14 protein-coding genes and 2 tRNA genes are annotated in these 16,457 nt (G+C 34.8%); 8 read left to right on the top strand and 8 right to left on the bottom strand.

Annotated elements, in window-relative coordinates; translation table 11 throughout:
* Window positions 1–237: 237 nt before the first annotated feature.
* Window positions 238–311: transfer RNA gene (locus FLS47_RS14915), tRNA-Arg, on the bottom strand.
* 211 nt (window positions 312–522) lie between these two features.
* On the opposite strand from FLS47_RS14915, the gene FLS47_RS14910 reads away from it, so the two are divergent.
* Window positions 523–1,047 (top strand): YceI family protein, encoded by a 525-nt coding sequence (locus tag FLS47_RS14910; RefSeq protein ID WP_149915148.1) that lies wholly within the window; start codon window positions 523–525, stop codon window positions 1,045–1,047.
* 91 nt (window positions 1,048–1,138) lie between these two features.
* A tRNA-Ser gene (locus FLS47_RS14905) sits at window positions 1,139–1,223 on the top strand.
* 144 nt (window positions 1,224–1,367) lie between these two features.
* Here FLS47_RS14905 and FLS47_RS14900 read toward each other — a convergent pair.
* The 4 genes from FLS47_RS14900 to FLS47_RS14885 form a co-directional block, all read right to left on the bottom strand.
* The gene (locus FLS47_RS14900) at window positions 1,368–2,063 is read right to left on the bottom strand and encodes a DUF4397 domain-containing protein (protein ID WP_149915147.1); all 696 of its coding nucleotides are present in this window, start codon (window positions 2,061–2,063) and stop codon (window positions 1,368–1,370) included.
* A 205-nt stretch (window positions 2,064–2,268) separates the two neighbouring features.
* Window positions 2,269–3,453: a Na+/H+ antiporter NhaA gene (gene nhaA, locus FLS47_RS14895; RefSeq protein WP_149915146.1), complete on the bottom strand. Its 1,185-nt coding sequence runs from the start codon at window positions 3,451–3,453 to the stop codon at window positions 2,269–2,271.
* A 38-nt stretch (window positions 3,454–3,491) separates the two neighbouring features.
* Window positions 3,492–4,832 (bottom strand): ABC transporter permease, encoded by a 1,341-nt coding sequence (locus FLS47_RS14890; RefSeq protein WP_149915145.1) that lies wholly within the window; start codon window positions 4,830–4,832, stop codon window positions 3,492–3,494.
* The gene (locus tag FLS47_RS14885; RefSeq protein WP_149915144.1) at window positions 4,819–5,736 is read right to left on the bottom strand and encodes an ABC transporter ATP-binding protein; all 918 of its coding nucleotides are present in this window, start codon (window positions 5,734–5,736) and stop codon (window positions 4,819–4,821) included. The genes FLS47_RS14890 and FLS47_RS14885 overlap by 14 nt, the downstream gene beginning before the upstream one ends.
* 101 nt (window positions 5,737–5,837) lie before the next feature.
* Here FLS47_RS14885 and yihA point away from each other — a divergent pair, with 101 nt between their 5' ends.
* From yihA to cmk, 5 genes are all read left to right on the top strand, one after another.
* Window positions 5,838–6,461 carry a ribosome biogenesis GTP-binding protein YihA/YsxC gene (gene yihA / locus FLS47_RS14880; RefSeq protein WP_149915143.1) on the top strand — a complete coding sequence of 208 codons (624 nt, stop codon included), beginning with the start codon at window positions 5,838–5,840 and terminating at the stop codon, window positions 6,459–6,461.
* Window positions 6,458–7,321 (top strand): UbiA-like polyprenyltransferase, encoded by an 864-nt coding sequence (locus FLS47_RS14875; protein ID WP_149915142.1) that lies wholly within the window; start codon window positions 6,458–6,460, stop codon window positions 7,319–7,321. Before yihA ends, FLS47_RS14875 begins: the two co-directional genes overlap by 4 nt.
* An 82-nt stretch (window positions 7,322–7,403) precedes the next feature.
* Window positions 7,404–9,812, top strand: a complete 2,409-nt coding sequence (gene topA / locus FLS47_RS14870; RefSeq protein ID WP_149915141.1) for a type I DNA topoisomerase — start codon at window positions 7,404–7,406, stop codon at window positions 9,810–9,812.
* Window positions 9,813–9,814: 2 nt separating this feature from the next.
* The gene (locus FLS47_RS14865) at window positions 9,815–10,228 is read left to right on the top strand and encodes a hypothetical protein (RefSeq protein ID WP_149915140.1); all 414 of its coding nucleotides are present in this window, start codon (window positions 9,815–9,817) and stop codon (window positions 10,226–10,228) included.
* Window positions 10,228–10,902, top strand: coding sequence for a (d)CMP kinase (gene cmk, locus FLS47_RS14860; protein WP_149915139.1), 675 nt, complete (start codon window positions 10,228–10,230; stop codon window positions 10,900–10,902). The genes FLS47_RS14865 and cmk overlap by 1 nt, the downstream gene beginning before the upstream one ends.
* 181 nt (window positions 10,903–11,083) lie before the next feature.
* Here the strand turns inward: cmk and FLS47_RS14855 are convergent, their stop codons facing one another.
* Window positions 11,084–11,374 carry a VOC family protein gene (locus tag FLS47_RS14855; protein WP_223225330.1) on the bottom strand — a complete coding sequence of 97 codons (291 nt, stop codon included), beginning with the start codon at window positions 11,372–11,374 and terminating at the stop codon, window positions 11,084–11,086.
* Between the two features lie 176 nt (window positions 11,375–11,550).
* On the opposite strand from FLS47_RS14855, the gene FLS47_RS14850 reads away from it, so the two are divergent.
* Window positions 11,551–12,444: a sugar phosphate isomerase/epimerase family protein gene (locus FLS47_RS14850; RefSeq protein WP_149915138.1), complete on the top strand. Its 894-nt coding sequence runs from the start codon at window positions 11,551–11,553 to the stop codon at window positions 12,442–12,444.
* Window positions 12,445–13,757: 1,313 nt separating this feature from the next.
* Here FLS47_RS14850 and FLS47_RS14840 read toward each other — a convergent pair.
* Both FLS47_RS14840 and abc-f read right to left on the bottom strand, forming a co-directional pair.
* A complete protein-coding gene (locus FLS47_RS14840; protein ID WP_149915136.1) occupies window positions 13,758–14,333 on the bottom strand; it encodes a YdeI/OmpD-associated family protein in 576 nt (191 codons plus the stop codon).
* Between the two features lie 157 nt (window positions 14,334–14,490).
* Complete coding sequence (gene abc-f, locus FLS47_RS14835) at window positions 14,491–16,077, bottom strand: ribosomal protection-like ABC-F family protein (protein ID WP_149915135.1); 1,587 nt, start codon at window positions 16,075–16,077, stop codon at window positions 14,491–14,493.
* Window positions 16,078–16,457 lie beyond the last annotated feature (380 nt).

Below are 16,457 nucleotides of genomic sequence, written 5' to 3'. Positions count from 1 at the left end.
CAGCAGAATCTTTTAATGCAAAAATAAAAGCATTCAGAAGTCAGTTTAGAGGGGTTCGTGATATCAATTTTTTCTTATTCAGATTGACTAAGTTATTTGCTTAGTCCACAGGTTTTGTACATGATCCTCATAATGCACAACGGGTATTGTTGAATTTATTTTATAAGCTTTGTCAACTTTTACTGGTGGTTATAGACAAAAAAAAGCTCTCCAAGAATTGAAGAGCTTTGAAAGAAGTACGCCAAAAGGGATTCGAACCCCTGACCGTCGGTTTAGAAAACCGATGCTCTATCCAGCTGAGCTATTGGCGCTTCCCTTTCGGTAGTACAAAAGTAGTATTTTGAATAGTATTTGCAAAATATATAAGCTAAAAATTCCTTAAATTTCAATAACTATTTGCTTTACAATTGAATAAAATTAAATGAATTTCTTAATATAGATTAAGAATTCACTACTTATGGAGTGTTTACCTTTGTAAAACGAATAATAAATAGAATTAAGCACATTATAAAAACTAAAATTATGGCAAATTGGCAATTAGACTCGGCGCACAGCGAACTAGAATTTAAAGTACGTCACATGATGATTTCAACTGTAAAGGGTCAGTTTAAATCTTTTGAAGTATTGGTAGAGAATGGTTCTGACGACATTACACAGGCACAGGTAGAAGTAAAGATAGATGTAGATTCTATTGATACTAAAAATGAGCAGCGTGATCAACATTTGAAAAGTTCTGACTTTTTTGACGCATCAAATAATCCATCTATTCTTTTTAAATCAACATCAATAGACAAGGAAGATGATGAGAATTATAACGTAACTGGCGACTTAACAATTAAGGGTATCACAAAATCTATTAAATTGAATGTTGAGTTTGGAGGTGTCGCAAAAGATCCTTGGGGAAATGATAAGGTTGGATATACTGTAACGGGTAAGATTAATAGAACTGATTTTGGATTAACTTGGAATGCAGCTTTAGAAACTGGTGGCGTAATGGTGTCAGAAGAGGTTAAGTTTTCTGCAGATATCCAATTTGTAAAATCCTAATTTTCAATTTAAAACTCGCTTGATGTTGTTTGAAAGCGTTTTAATTTAAAATAAATTTTGCAGATCTAGTTAGAATTTCTACTTTTGTGGCGGAGAGCTGGCAGAGTGGTCGAATGCGGCGGTCTTGAAAACCGTTAACTGTCACAGGTTCGGGGGTTCGAATCCCTCGCTCTCCGCAGATAAAAAAAAGCTAATCGAATATTCGATTAGCTTTTTTTATTTTGATTGCTTTTCGTTTTTAACTAATTCTCCGCAATTTATTAGCACTAATATAACACACCTGATGTTGCAATATTAGTTGGCTATCACTATTTGTCGAATTAATTTCGATATTGTTGGTGAACAACTAACTCATATTTATTTTCTGTAGTGTGTTTGATTAATACAAAAGAGTAGTGCATTCCAGCTAGGATATTTATGTCTTTTTCTGTCAACATTTCGTTTGCATTATTTTTGACTGTAATTTTTTTATTGCCAGATGATTGAGAAACAAATTTGTAATTATTTGGTACTAATGTGTTACCATCATAAGCTCTATTTGAAATGACCTTTGTATCTTCGATAAACAAATCAACATTGATCTTATCAAAAGCTAGATTCACAAATCGGAATGCACCGTTGGTTGATAAGTTACTTAATAAGGTGTCGCTAACAACACGCTGACCAACTTTATTGTCAGCTTTATCAAAAACGATAGAAGTATACAATAAGCTGTCTTTAATGGCGTAGGTACTATCTATTAAAATTTTATTTGATGAATCGATTGTTTGAATTTTACGATTTCCAGGATAGAGGTAAACAAAATTAATTCCCTTAAATGGTAAAGGATTATTCATTGTTTGTATAAAATTGTTGTCTGCTTTATGTATAACGGAATTTGCTCCTGTGTACAAATTTATCATAGTGAAGCCAGCCTGAGGAACATTGGGTGAATTTAGGTCATCTTTCAGACAACTAGACAAGATAAGTGTGCTTAATACTGCAAAGAAAAATAATTTAATATTATACGTATTCATAGTAATTTGTTTTAATACTTTGCTTATATAACGTGTTTATGAATACTTTAGCTACAATGAAATAAAAAAGGGCAACTCAAAAAATGAACTGCCCTTCAAATATAGGGGGGTAGGTTGATTGCTTATGCCTAAAGTTAACTGTAAGTCTGTTGTGTGTAATAAAAATTATGTTTAAATTAAATTTATTGTAGTTGTATCGCTATAGTTAATTATCGGTAGGTTTTTCTTTTCTACTTAAAGATGATAAGAAAACATATCCACTAATACCAGCGATCAGAGAAGCGACAAGTATAGCTAACTTAGCTTCTTCAATATGTAACGGGTCTGCAAAAGATAACATCGCTACGAAAATGGACATGGTAAAGCCTATTCCACTTAATAATCCTACACCAAACATATGTTTCCAACCTGCACTTTCTGGTAAAGAAGATAAACCTGATTTCACGCAAATGAAACATGTAAATAATATACCTACTGATTTACCGACTACAAGACCAATAATAATTCCTAATCCCATTGGTGATGACAAACCACCAATCATATCTGCACTTAGAACAATTACAGTATTGACGAATGCAAAAATTGGGATAATGATAAAATTTACTGGTTTAGCTAGAATATGCTCTAGTTTCTCCAATGGAGACTCCTTATCGTCTGGCGTAGTAGGTAGCGTCATAGCTGTCAATACACCTGCGATAGTAGCGTGAATACCAGAATGGTGAATGAAATACCACATAAATATTCCAGGTATGACGTAAGCCAATATATGTTTGACACCAAACTTATTGAACACGAGTTGCAATGCAAATATTCCACCGGCATATAATAGGTATGTATAGTGTAATTCAGAAGAGTAAAATATCGCAATAACTAAAATAGCTAATAAATCATCCACAATCGCCAATGCTGCAAGAAATATTTTGAGGCTTGCGGGTACGCGCTTATCCAACATTGATATTACTGCTAATGCAAAGGCTATATCCGTAGCCATTGGAATACCCCAACCGTGATGAGTATCGGCATCATGATTAAAGATAGCATATATAGCTGCAGGCACTAATGCACCACCTATAGCAGCAAAAATAGGAAGAGCCGCTTTTTTAGGAGAAGCGAGTTCACCTTCTACCAATTCCCGCTTGATTTCTAGTCCTACTAACAAAAAGAAAATTGCCATCAATCCATCATCCACCCATTGTTTTATACTATAATTTAATTGGATGGATTCATTTTCAAAACCAATTTTTGTAGATAAGGATGAAAGTAAACTTTCTCCTAATGGAGAATTTGCTATAATAAGAGCTAGAATAACACAAATAAACAATAGAATTCCGCCTCCAGTACTGGATTCAAAAAACTCTTTAAATGTGCGTAAATTGATAAGTTTTGACATGATAATACTTTATTTATTGTTGCAAGTAGCAAATATAATTAACTTTTGTACTTAAACCACTTGATTAGCTCTTTATAGCTTGCCTTTTTACCATACATTAATATACCAACACGGTAAATTCGTGCAGCAATCCAAGTGGTCAAAATAAACCCTAGAATTAATAAAAAAGCTGACACAACAATCTGCCATGTAGGTACACCAAATGGAATACGAACAAGCATTGCAATAGGAGAGGTGAAAGGGATGAAACTCAGCCAAGTAGCTACTGTACCATGTGGATTATTGATTAATACACCAAATGATAGCGCATAAGTCAATAAAAGCGGCATAGTAATAGGAAGTGTAAATTGAGAAGCTTCGGTCTCACTATCTACGGCCGAACCTACCGCTGCGAATAGAGCACTATAAATCAAATAACCGCCTAAAAAGAAAACAAAAAAACAAACAACAATTTCTGTTAAGTTGACGGTTTGTAGCAAAGTTAAAAGTTCACTAAGTGTATCTCCGCTAAGAATAGGCGCTTGATCTACTTGATTATTAAGATTACCTATACTTTGGGAATTAGAATTCATGAGTTGATTTGCCAACTCTTGTTTGGAAACGAGAAAGGATGAGGCAAAACCAACTAAACTTATTGAAACAATAATCCAGAGTGCAAACTGTGTTAAGCCAACTAGACCAATACCTACAATCTTACCCATCATCAATTCAAATGGTTTGACCGAAGAAATTATAACTTCTATTATTCTGCTATTTTTTTCCTCAATAATGCCGCGCATCACCTGAGATCCATATAGGAATAATGAAATATAGACCAAAATAGATAAGGCTAAAGAAATGGCCATTGCTACTTCGGTATTGGATTCAGTTGTAGCACCATCTTCCTTGATCTCTTTAGACCGTATTTTGACATCTGATTTGATTGATCTTCGTATGTCTGCAGTTATACCGTAGGTTTCATATTTCTTATCTTTTATGATACGATTCAAACTGTCTCTTATTTCAGCTTCAATAGCTAGATTAGGTTTGTCATTGGAAAGGAATTCGACAGCTTCAGTCTCATAAAAGTTATTAGGTATATGCAATATGCTTGTTTTGGCTTCTTCTTTAGTGATTTTACTTATTTGCTCATTAAGATTTTGGCTTTCTTTAAGGTATGTAACGTTTTTTGAAGAATTTAATTTCGCTGATACATCCGATGAATCATCGACTACATAAACATAGGAATGGCTTTCGTCAAAACTTTTTTTAGTCAAAAAGATCACACCAACATACATCGCGATAAAAAACAACGGCACCAAAAATGTAGTCAGCAAAAATGATTTTTTGCGTACTCGAGTCAGGTATTCACGTTGGATAATAAGTTTAATTTTGTTCATATGTGTGGGTTACTTTTTCTATAAAAATATCATGAATGCTAGGTACAATTTCTTTTACTTGATGGAGTTGCACTTGTGGAATGAGGTAGTTCAACACATCATTCAATTGAAATCCTGTATTAATTTTGATTTCAATTTGGACCAAATCGTCCTGCGCATGCAGTGCTATTAATTGATAAATTGAATTATTATGATTCACCAAAGAACCTGTCGCTAGGAAGTCAATTAGGAACGATTGATTTTGGTATTGTTTTTTAATGTCTTTTACTGCACCATCCAATATTTTTTTTGATTTATTGATTAATGCTATGTTGTCACAAAGTTCCTCCACAGTTTCCATTCTATGGGTAGAATAGATAATAGTAGCCCCATTTTTATTGAGTTCTAGTATTTCTTCTTGAATGATTTGCGCATTAACAGGATCAAAACCCGAGAAAGGTTCATCGAGTATAATAAGTTTAGGATCATGTAATATAGTAGCAATAAACTGCACCTTTTGTTGCATTCCTTTACTCAAATCTTCAATTCGCTTGTCCCACCACGTAGCGATATCCAACTTTTCAAACCAATAAGATATTTTTTTTTTAGCTTCCGTTTTCGAAAGGCCTTTCAGCTGTGCGAGATAAATCATTTGCTCCCCAACTTTCATCTTTCTATATAAGCCTCTTTCCTCTGGAAGATAACCAATTTGTTCAATATGTTTGGGTGATAACAACTCGTTGTCAAAATATATCTTTCCCGAATCTGGAGCTGTTATCTGATTGATAATTCGTATCAGCGATGTTTTTCCAGCTCCATTTGGACCTAAAAGGCCAAATATTTTGCCTTCTGGAATATCTATGGATACATCGTCCAAGGCTCGGTGATTAGCGTATTGTTTTACTATATTTTGTAGTGATAGCATATGTATGATATAGGTGGACTAAAATACTAATAAATCCTCGACCTTGTATGTGTAAATTGACGGGCATTTATATTTCATAAAATTAATTCTACCTTTGCTCTATGCTAGTAAAAACCGCAGAATTTGTATGTAGCAATACAGAAGTTAGTAAATTGCCTGCTCCGAATTTACCGGAATACGCATTTATAGGACGATCGAATGTAGGTAAATCGTCTTTAATCAATGCTTTGACGGGAAAGAAAGGTTTGGCAAAAACATCGCAAAAACCAGGTAAAACACAACTAATTAATCATTTTATTGTTAATAATAATTGGTATTTGGTGGATTTGCCAGGATATGGTTATGCGCAGACCTCAAAGAAAAATAGAGCGGATTGGGGAAAATTTATACGTTACTATTTGACCAACCGACCGAATTTGCAATGCATTTTTGTTTTAATAGATTCTCGTTTAGAGCCACAAAAGATTGATTTAGATTTTTGTTGTTGGTTGGGTGAGAAAGGCTTGCCTTTCATGCTTATATTCACCAAAGGCGATAAGCAATCAACTGTGAAATCGGATCAAAATATAGCAAAATATAAACGTGCACTATTAAAGTGGTTTGAAGAAGTGCCACAACGTTTCTTAACTTCAGCTGAAGATAAAGTGGGTTTAGATCCAATATTACAGACGATTGAAGATATAAATACTGGTTTCCAGCATCCTATTATTGAGGAGGAGATATGAAGAAATACATGTCTTTAGTGCTATTTGCGCACAGTATTTTTGCTCTTCCTTTCGCATTTATTGGTTTCTTTTTGGCAATCAATACAACACAATTTGAGTTTAAATGGTCATTATTGGGGTTGATGTTAGTGTGTATGGTGACAGCGCGCAATGCTGCGATGGCATTTAACAGGTATTTGGATCGTGATATCGATGCATTAAATCCACGTACAGCAGTACGCGATATTCCGGCAGGACGTATTAACCCACAACAAGCCCTTTCTTTTACAATCGTAAACTGTATTGTATTTATAATTGCGACATATTTTATTAATCCAATGTGTCTAGCATTATCACCAGTAGCATTATTTGTGGTGTTGTTTTATTCGTATATGAAGCGCATTTCACCATTATGTCACTTGGTATTAGGTTTAGGTTTAGGCTTAGCTCCAGTTGGTGCTTATATGGTTGTTACAGGACAATTTCATATTGTTCCTATTTTTTATGGCCTGGCCGTATTGGCTTGGGTAAGTGGATTTGATATAATATATGCCTTGCAAGATGAAGAGTTCGATAGAGAAAATGGGTTAAATTCAATACCAGCTAATTTTGGAGGCACGATGGCACTTAAAATATCGGAAGTACTTCACGTGTTTTCATTCATATTGGTGCTTTTGCCCGCATTTTTTACACAAGTAGGAATATTATATTATATAGGAATTGCTTTTTATGGAGCACTATTAATTTATCAGCACCGTATCGTAAGTCCAAACGATTTGTCACGAGTGGATAGAGCATTTATGACTACAAATGGAATAGCGTCGGTAGTTTTTGCAGTGTTTTATTTACTGGATATTGCAAGTGGACATTGGATGTTTTAACATATTATTTGGTGTAAACACAAAAAAAAAATTGTCAATCCATTTTGAAATAATAATATTTGCAGAAATCTTAACATATTAAATGGCTAAAAATTTATTAATTGTAGAGTCGCCTGCGAAGGCAAAAACGATAGAGGGTTATCTAGGAAGTGACTTCTTGGTGAAGTCAAGTTATGGGCATATTCGTGATTTGGTGAAAACCGATGATGCAATTGATACGGATAATAAATTTGAACAAAAGTATGAGGTTCCAGCTGATAAAAAGGCTGTAGTCAGTGAATTAAAGAAATTGGCTAAAGCTGCAGAAACAGTTTGGCTAGCGTCCGATGAGGACCGCGAGGGGGAGGCAATATCTTGGCACTTATTCGATACGTTAGGATTAAAGGAAGACAAAACAAAACGTATTGTATTTCATGAAATCACCAAACCTGCGATTCTTAAAGCCATTGAATCGCCACGTAAGATTGATTACAATTTAGTAAATGCACAGCAAGCGCGCCGTGTATTAGACAGATTAGTAGGTTTTGAACTTTCACCTGTATTGTGGCGTAAAGTAAAGCCTTCGCTTTCTGCCGGACGTGTTCAATCTGTTGCTGTTCGTTTGATTGTAGAACGTGAGCGTGAAATCAACAAATTTAATGCGGAAGCTTCGTTTAAGATCGTAGCAATTTTCAATACGGGTAAAGCTAAAGAATCCTTAAAAGCAGAATTGCCACATCGTTTTGCTAAAAAGGATGAAGCAGAAAAGTTTTTGAATGACTGCATTGCTGCAACATATGCGGTAAATAATCTGGAGAAAAAACCTGCAAAGCGTAATCCTTCAGCACCTTTTACAACATCTACATTACAACAGGAAGCGAGTAGAAAGTTAGGATATTCAGTTGCTCGTACGATGCAAGTTGCTCAGCGCCTGTATGAAGCCGGACATATTACCTATATGCGTACTGACTCCGTTAATTTATCGGATACAGCAATTCAGGGCGCACAAGATGAGATTCTTAAAGCTTATGGTGACAAATACCATAAGATGCGTAAATATAAAACGAAGTCTAGTGGTGCTCAAGAAGCGCACGAGGCTATTCGTCCAACTTATTTTTCTAACCATAGCATTTCGGCTGATCCATCAGAAGTACGTTTGTACGAATTGATTTGGAAACGTGCGATTGCGTCGCAAATGAGTGAAGCGGAGTTTGAGAAGACTGTTGCAAAGATTTCTGTGTCAACACGTAATGAAGAATTAACTGCGACTGGTGAAATCATGAAGTTTGATGGTTTCTTAAAGGTTTACATGGAATCTGTAGATGAGGAATCCGATAATTCAATAGATGAAGATGCCGATAATGCACTATTGCCTCCATTGGAAGTTGGTCAGTCACTTTATCTAAATGATATGACGGCTACAGAACGTTTCTCAAGACCTCCTGCTCGTTTTACGGAAGCTTCATTGGTAAAAAAATTAGAAGAATTGGGTATTGGTCGTCCATCTACATATGCACCAACAATTTCAACGATACAAAATCGTGGCTATGTGGTAAAAGAAGATAGAGATGGTAAACCAAGAGATTTTAAAGTGTTGACTTTGAAAGAAGGTCAAGTTTCGGAAGTTATCAAAACTGAAATGACGGGGGTAGAACGCAGTAAAATGTTCCCTACAGATATCGGTGTTTTGGTAAATGACTTTTTGGTAGAGCATTTTAAAGGTATTGTTGATTTTCATTTTACCGCAAAGGTAGAGCGTGAGTTCGATGAGATTGCGCAAGGAAATAAGGAGTGGACCGACATGTTGGAAAATTTCTACCGTCCTTTCCACTCTGAAGTAGAAGATACATTAGAAAATGCTGATCGCGCTACGCATGAGCGTGAATTGGGTGTTGATCCTGTTTCAGGAAAACCTGTAACTGTACGTGTCGGACGTTTTGGGCCTTTGGTTCAAATTGGGGCACAAGATGACGAGGAAAAACCAGTATTTGCTTCGCTGCGTAAAGGTCAAATGATCGAGACTATCACTTTTGAAGAAGCCATGGAATTATTTAAGCTTCCGAAAAAAGTGGGTGAATTTGAAGAGAAAGAAATGACTGTAGCTATTGGTCGATTTGGCCCATATATTCGTCACAATTCTTCTTTCTATTCCTTGCCAAAAGGATTGGATCCTTTAGATGTAACGGTTGAGCAGGCAATTGAGATTATCAAAGAAAAGCGTCAAAAAGATATTGAGAAAGTGATTCGTGTGTTTGATGAAAATCCAGATGCACAAATCGAAAAAGGCCGTTGGGGACCATTTGTACGTTTTGGAAAGCAAAACTTGAAAATTCCAAAAGGAATGGAAGTGGATGCGATTACTTATGCGGATGTGTTGAAGTGGGCTGAAGAAGACCCTAAAGCCCCCAAAGCTAAGGCAACAAAAACAACGAAAGCTGCTGCTGCGAAGACTACTACAAAAAAAGCTCCAGCAAAGAAAGCGACAGCTAAGGCTACAACGAAAAAGAAATAAGAATGAAGAAGGATTTGCCTGTTAATATAGTTGAGGATATTTCCATTGCGGTAGTGTTGGAAAATAGTTCGCCTAATAACATAAGTTGGACTGTTTATTTGGTGAATGAAAAGAATGTGGCTTTGACAAATGTTTTGGTATCGTCTAAGGGTTATGGGGAGAAGGATGGTAGGGAAGTGAAAACGACCACGCTTAGACATTTTCTAGGGGATGTAGCTCCTAAAACTTCAGTTCAGATTGAAATTATTGATACGCAAGTTTTCGGTTTGACGAATGAGTATTTGTTAAGCTTCTATATTGACAATACGATTTACGACAAAAAATATATTTTCCTTCCTGAAAGCATTGTGGATGATAATTTATCAAAAGTGCCATTGGTGAATAAGCCTGGTGTTATAATCGGAGGTAACAACTAATGGCAAGAGAAAATTTTATTATAGCGATCGATGGATTTTCATCTTGTGGCAAAAGTACGGTTGCTAAGGCTATTGCCAAAAAGCTAAACTTTGTTTTTGTGGATAGTGGTTCTATGTATCGTGCAGTGACACTTTATATTTTGCGAAATAACGTCGATTTAGAAGATACTGCAGCGATTAATAAAGCACTAGAAAATATTCATATCGATTTTATTCCGAATACTGATAAAACGCAAATTTTGCTAAATGGCGACGATATTTCAGACGAAATTCGTCAAATGGAAGTTTCGGAAAAGGTGAGTGAAGTAAGCACAATCAAGGAAGTGCGTAGAGCGATGGTGGCGCAACAACAACAACTGGGAGCGCGTCGCGACATCGTGATGGATGGACGTGATATTGGAACTACAGTATTTCCTGATGCTGATCTTAAAATATTTATGACAGCAGATCCGTTGGTACGTGCAAATCGTCGTTTTGCAGAGCTGACAGCAAAAGGCGAACAAGTTACGTTGGATGAAATCATTGAAAATCTAGCACATCGTGATGACATCGATAGTACACGAGAAGAAAGTCCGTTACGTCAAGCTGAAGATGCAATTGTTTTGGATAATTCCAATTTAACACAAGATCAACAACTGGAATTTGTATTACAAGAATACCAGAAAAGAAAATAAGATTTTAAACAGAAAGCCTTTTGAAAATACTCAAAAGGCTTTTTTATTTTGCTGCAGAAAGAAGTTCTTCAATATTAAACTTCGTCATGCGCATAAAGACTTGGGTTACTTTTGGAGCGGTAGTAGGATTAGTCATTAATTCGGATAGAATTGATGGAACAATCTGCCAAGATACTCCAAATTAATCATCCAAGCAGCCGCACATGCCATATTCACCTTCTTCACCCAGTTTTACCCAATAATAATCAATTTCATCCTGTGTATCACATGTGATGACATAGGAATTAGCAGATGAAAATTTATATTGTGGACCGCCATTCAAAGCCATAAATCTTGTATTATTTAATTCAAAAACCGTTACAATAGGATTTTGGGAGATGATTTTTGAGTTGTTAAATACAGAACAGTAAAATTCTGCAGCTGCTTGTGCTTGTCCATCAAACCACAAGCATGGATATATTGTATGTGTCATAAGGCGGTTTTGAGGAAATATTTGTGTTTATAAGCGGTTTTGAACTATATAAAAGTAACTAAATAAGTTTATATAGAAAACGAAACGTAAAATAAAAGTTATACATGAACTTTTATTGTGTAATCTAAAAGACTTTTGTCATCTTAGATAAAATCTTTTTAATTGATATCTACATTATGAATCGTAAAGAATTTATCGCAGCTACATCCACCTTATTCGCATCTACGTTTATTTCAGACAGCTTTGCAGCTTCAAATAAGCTTAAATTAAAGAAGGGAATAAGTTATTACATGATTAAAGAAGAGTTGTCTGTGTTGGATAAATTCAAATTGGTTAAAGATTTAGGTTTTCATGGTATTGAAATCAATTCTCCAGGTGTATTAGATATAAAAGAATTACTGAAAGCGCGTGACCTGACAGGTATAGAAATATTGGGAACAGTCAACAAAGACCACTGGTCAAAACCTCTTTCAAGCCCAGATGAATCGATACAAAAAGCCATAATTGAGTCTATTGCAAAGTCAATGGAAGAAACGAAGCAATTAGAAGGGGATACGGTTTTGGTTGTTCCAGGTGTGGTAAATGCCACAGCATCTTACGAAAGCGCTTATACAATAGCACAAAAAAATATACACAAGTTAATTCCTTATGCGGAGAAGCACAATATCAAAATTGCTTTAGAAAATGTGTGGAACAATTTTATCTTAAGTCCTGTCGAAGCCAAGCGATTTGTTGATGAGATCAATCATCCTTTGGTGGGTTGGTATTTTGATGTGGGTAATGTATTGCGTTATGGTTGGCCCGAGCATTGGATCGAGACGCTAGATAAGCGTGTTTTTAAGGTTCATATCAAAGAGTTTAGCCGTAAGATAATGAATGAGGAGGGATTGGGAAAGGGTTTCTCAGCGCCCTTGACAGAAGGCGACGTGGATTGGAAAGTCGTTATGCAAGCCTTGCAAAAAGCAAACTACAAAGGTGAATATTTAGTCTTAGAATTGGGAAGTGGCGATAGAGCTCAACTCCAAGATTTTTCTACGCGTTTGGATAAGATTATTGGGTACAATGGATAGAAGATCCGATTCTTTAAAAATAGCTAATTTGAATGGAAATATCTAAATCACTCTCTAATATCTCCGAATATAAGCTCAATTAAATAGTGCTTTATTATTTTGGATTACACTTTTTCGCTGACATGTGCAGCGTTAAGTTCCATGTAAGCAAGTCCACAAATAATTGCTATTTCGATTAAGAAATATGTTAATCCAAGGACTGTAAGTGTGCTGTGATACCTAAGGAGTAATATACTTATCAGCACGCAGTACAATATGTTTGCATAAGCGATTATTCTTATAAAGAATGTCCAATTACTCTTTATAAAATAGAAACAGCTAATTGAATAGACACTGAGAAGTAAAGCTATCGCGGAAATGTAGGTCAATATGATTTTAGGTAATCCAAAATATTCATTGAAATTTCTTACTACAACAAATAATAGAAAAGCAGTTAGGAGAGCTCCTAAACTATCTATTAGAAATAGTTTTTTAGGATGTCTTACGGATTTCATTAATATTTTTTTTCAAGGTATTCAAATCATCAAGACTTCATTTATTCTTAAATATTTGTATTTTAAAAAGACTTTATTTGCAGATAACGTTTACAATGAAATATTCTCATAGAGAATTCCCAGTTAGCTCTTGTCAATTATAAAGTGCTAATAGAAATGTTAATACGGTCAGAATAATGGTAACGGGAGTAAAGAATATTTTTTCCATCCTGTTTTTTGACATTAAATTTCCTATTGTATTTAATAGGAACAACCCTGACATGAACCACAACATTATAGTCATTATTCTTTGGGGAAACTCATATGTCAAAATACCCGATTGAATCAAGATTAGAACGAGAAAAATACTATTCACCAAAATTGATATAATCTCAAATCGATACATTTCTCTATCTGATTTTAAGTGTCCGCCCCAAACAATACTGTATGGAATAACTTTTAGCAGCACCAAAAAATGAAAAGCCAGAAATAGCGAAAAAATCAGAAGAAGTCCGTACTGTGCAATAGTAATTATGGTCATAACGAATTAAAATTCATACTACAAATATTCATTAACTTATCATCGAAACAATGAAAACACCCCTTAAGAGATCGCATCTGTGCTCCTAAAATAATTGGAGGCATAATCATCCTATTAGATTTTGTAGGTAATTGCAGTTGCGGATATCATGTCTAAAGGTATATATTAGCATAATCTCTTTAATGATTAAATGCTATTAAATTACAATAATATCTAAAGAGCACCAAAATGTCTTAAGTCATTCCAAATGCCTTCGTATTATATTCATTCAAAACAAAAAAGAATCTACCACTGAGCTATTAAAGTTTTTCAGATCTCGCTAGTTTTTCAATTATCTCTTTTATGCGTTTTTCTGTTGTTTCTTGTTTTTTTGCAGTCTGCAAACGAAAACCAATGGAATAGAGATTAGATTTATTTAGCGTTTGGTAAAACTCGTGTGCTTTGCTGTTTTTGCGGAGTAATGTTAGAAAATCTTCAGGTATTACCATATTACTTGGCGAATCATAAGCTCTTTCCCATCTGCCATCTGACTTTGCTTTTTCAATAGCTAGGAAGCCTGAAGGTTTCATTTTATTATCCTTTATCAGTCTTTTTACATGTCCGATATTCACTTTAGACCAAATGCTTTTCGCAGTGCGCGGACACAATTTTTGGATCCAGGATTGCGCATCATAAGACTTTTTTTGCGCATCTATCCACCCGTAGCAGAGACATACATCCAGCGCTTCAGCATAAGTAATTGTCTCTATGCTTGATTGTTTTTTGAATATACGCAACCAAATACCTTTCGAATGATTTTCATTGTTTTCCATCCAGGACTCAAAAAGTTCAGATGTTGTAAATTCTAAAATCGGAAGTGTATTTAGATCAGTCATACTTTAAATTCTATTGGCTATTTACTATTTAATTCTTATAATATACTGTTTTATTGATCAAATCCAAGTTGTTTTGCGAATTTTTGATCTTGTGAAAGTTCCATTAAATCTATTATCCTCTCTATATTTTTAAGATGATGCTAACGATTAAATTATGTTAAAGTTCAATTTCTCGTTCTATGTTTATTTGTTCTAAAAATGTTTGGTCGTGGGACACAACTATAATTGTCCCTTGATATTCATTAATAGCTGCCGTTAGTATTTCCACATTTTGAATGTCCAAATTATTGGTCGGTTCATCAAAAATAATAATATCTGGTGATTTACTGTGAATTAACAAACAGCAAAGTAACAAACGCATTCTTTCGCCACCACTCAAAGTACTACAATATTTATCCCAATCATCTTTTGTAAATAAAAATCGGTTTAATCGGGTTTTTATTTCGTGTTCTTGTAATGCCGATGTGTTGAATTGTTGGGGTTGTTCGTAAACTTTCAGGTTATTGTCAAGCGATGAATAGTCTTGATCAATGAAAACAGCTTTATTATTGGCTCGAAAAATTGTTCCTGTTTGTGGTAATACTTCACCCAAAATTAGTTTTATCAGAGTCGTCTTTCCTGAACCGTTTTTTCCTTTCAATGCGATACGTTCGCCACTTGTAATCTGAAAATTTAAGTTTTCCTTCCAAAGCGGTTTCCCGTTGTACGCAACATTGACGTGGTTTGCTGTGAATAAAGTTTTTCCTTTGTGTAATACTGAATTATCAAATCCGAATTTCATTTGATCAATTGCTGACAGAGAAGAACGAAGTTCTTGTAAATCTTGAGAAATACCTCCAATTTTTTCTGCGTGAACACTCTTCAATTTTGATGAACTGTTTTCTGCATTATTTCGTAGAGTGTTCATCATTATTCGGGCAACACCTGATTTTTCCTGTTTGCTTTTACCGCGACTGTCTAATTTTTGTTGTCGTTCCAGCGTTTCTCGCTCTTTTTCTTTGGCTTTTCGCAACGCTTTTTCTTTACTCCTAATGTCATGGCTCAACGCGCTGTTTTCAATTTGCTTTTGCTCTTTGTAAAATTCGTAATTTCCACCATAAACTTTAATTCCCTGTTTGCTTAATTCAGAAACGGTATTTAGTAAGTTCAATAATTTTCTGTCATGGCTTACAATTACCAAAGTGCTTTTGGTTGTTTGGATAAAGTCATACAATAATTGTCTACTTGAACAATCCAAATGATTACTAGGCTCGTCCAATAAAACTAGTTCAGGCTTATGAATGGAAATTCCTGACAAGAATACTTTTGTTTTCTGTCCTCCGCTAAGAGTTTCCATTTTTTCGGATAAGTCCAAATCGTCTAATTGCCAATAGCGCAATGCTTCTTTGCAGCGGTCTTCTATTGTCCAATCATCGTTCAATAAATTAAAATTTTCTTCACTTGCGTTTCCACTTAAAATTTCTTTCAAAGCATTCAATTTATCTTCAATTCGCAACGCTTGTGCTATTGTCAAATGATTAAATTGACCGAAAATCTGCGGAACATAATAGGGCAGGGCTTCAACGTATACATATCCGCTTGAAGGTTGTAATTCGCACGAAATTATTTTGAGCAGAGTAGATTTTCCTACGCCATTATTGCCAATTAACGCTGTTTTATCGTGTTTATTTACTGCGAGATTGATGTCGCTAAACAATAAATCTTTGTTGGAGTGTGTATATGAAATGTTTTGTAAAATCAACATAATTTCTTTCGTAATAGATGAAACAATACATTAACTACTTTGCAGTTGATGTTATGATAAGTCTGAAAGAAATTAGTTTTTACATACTGTATCTGGTTGGTTTTTAGCCTCTACAAATGTACAAATTTTCTTTTTAATAGAGGGGGCTAAGTTGTGCAACAGTTACCTTTGTTATCAGTAGCTATTTTTTACGTTTTATCTCTACTTATACTAAAAAAGATAATACGTACTGTATTATCCTTTTATTTTTTCTCAGAAGCGTCCCAAATAAGGTAAAAAATGGCGGTAATTTATATAGCAGGGATTGCTATATTTAATTTGCAAAAATTCAACTACCGCCATGGTAAATATAAATGTATTTTCTCAGATTTTAGGGCTAG

Origin of the sequence: Sphingobacterium cavernae, from assembly GCF_008520265.1 — a bacterium.
GTDB lineage: Bacteria > Bacteroidota > Bacteroidia > Sphingobacteriales > Sphingobacteriaceae > Sphingobacterium > Sphingobacterium cavernae.
Note: the sequence above shows the minus strand (reverse complement) of the source record. Positions and strands in the feature narration are given on the sequence as shown.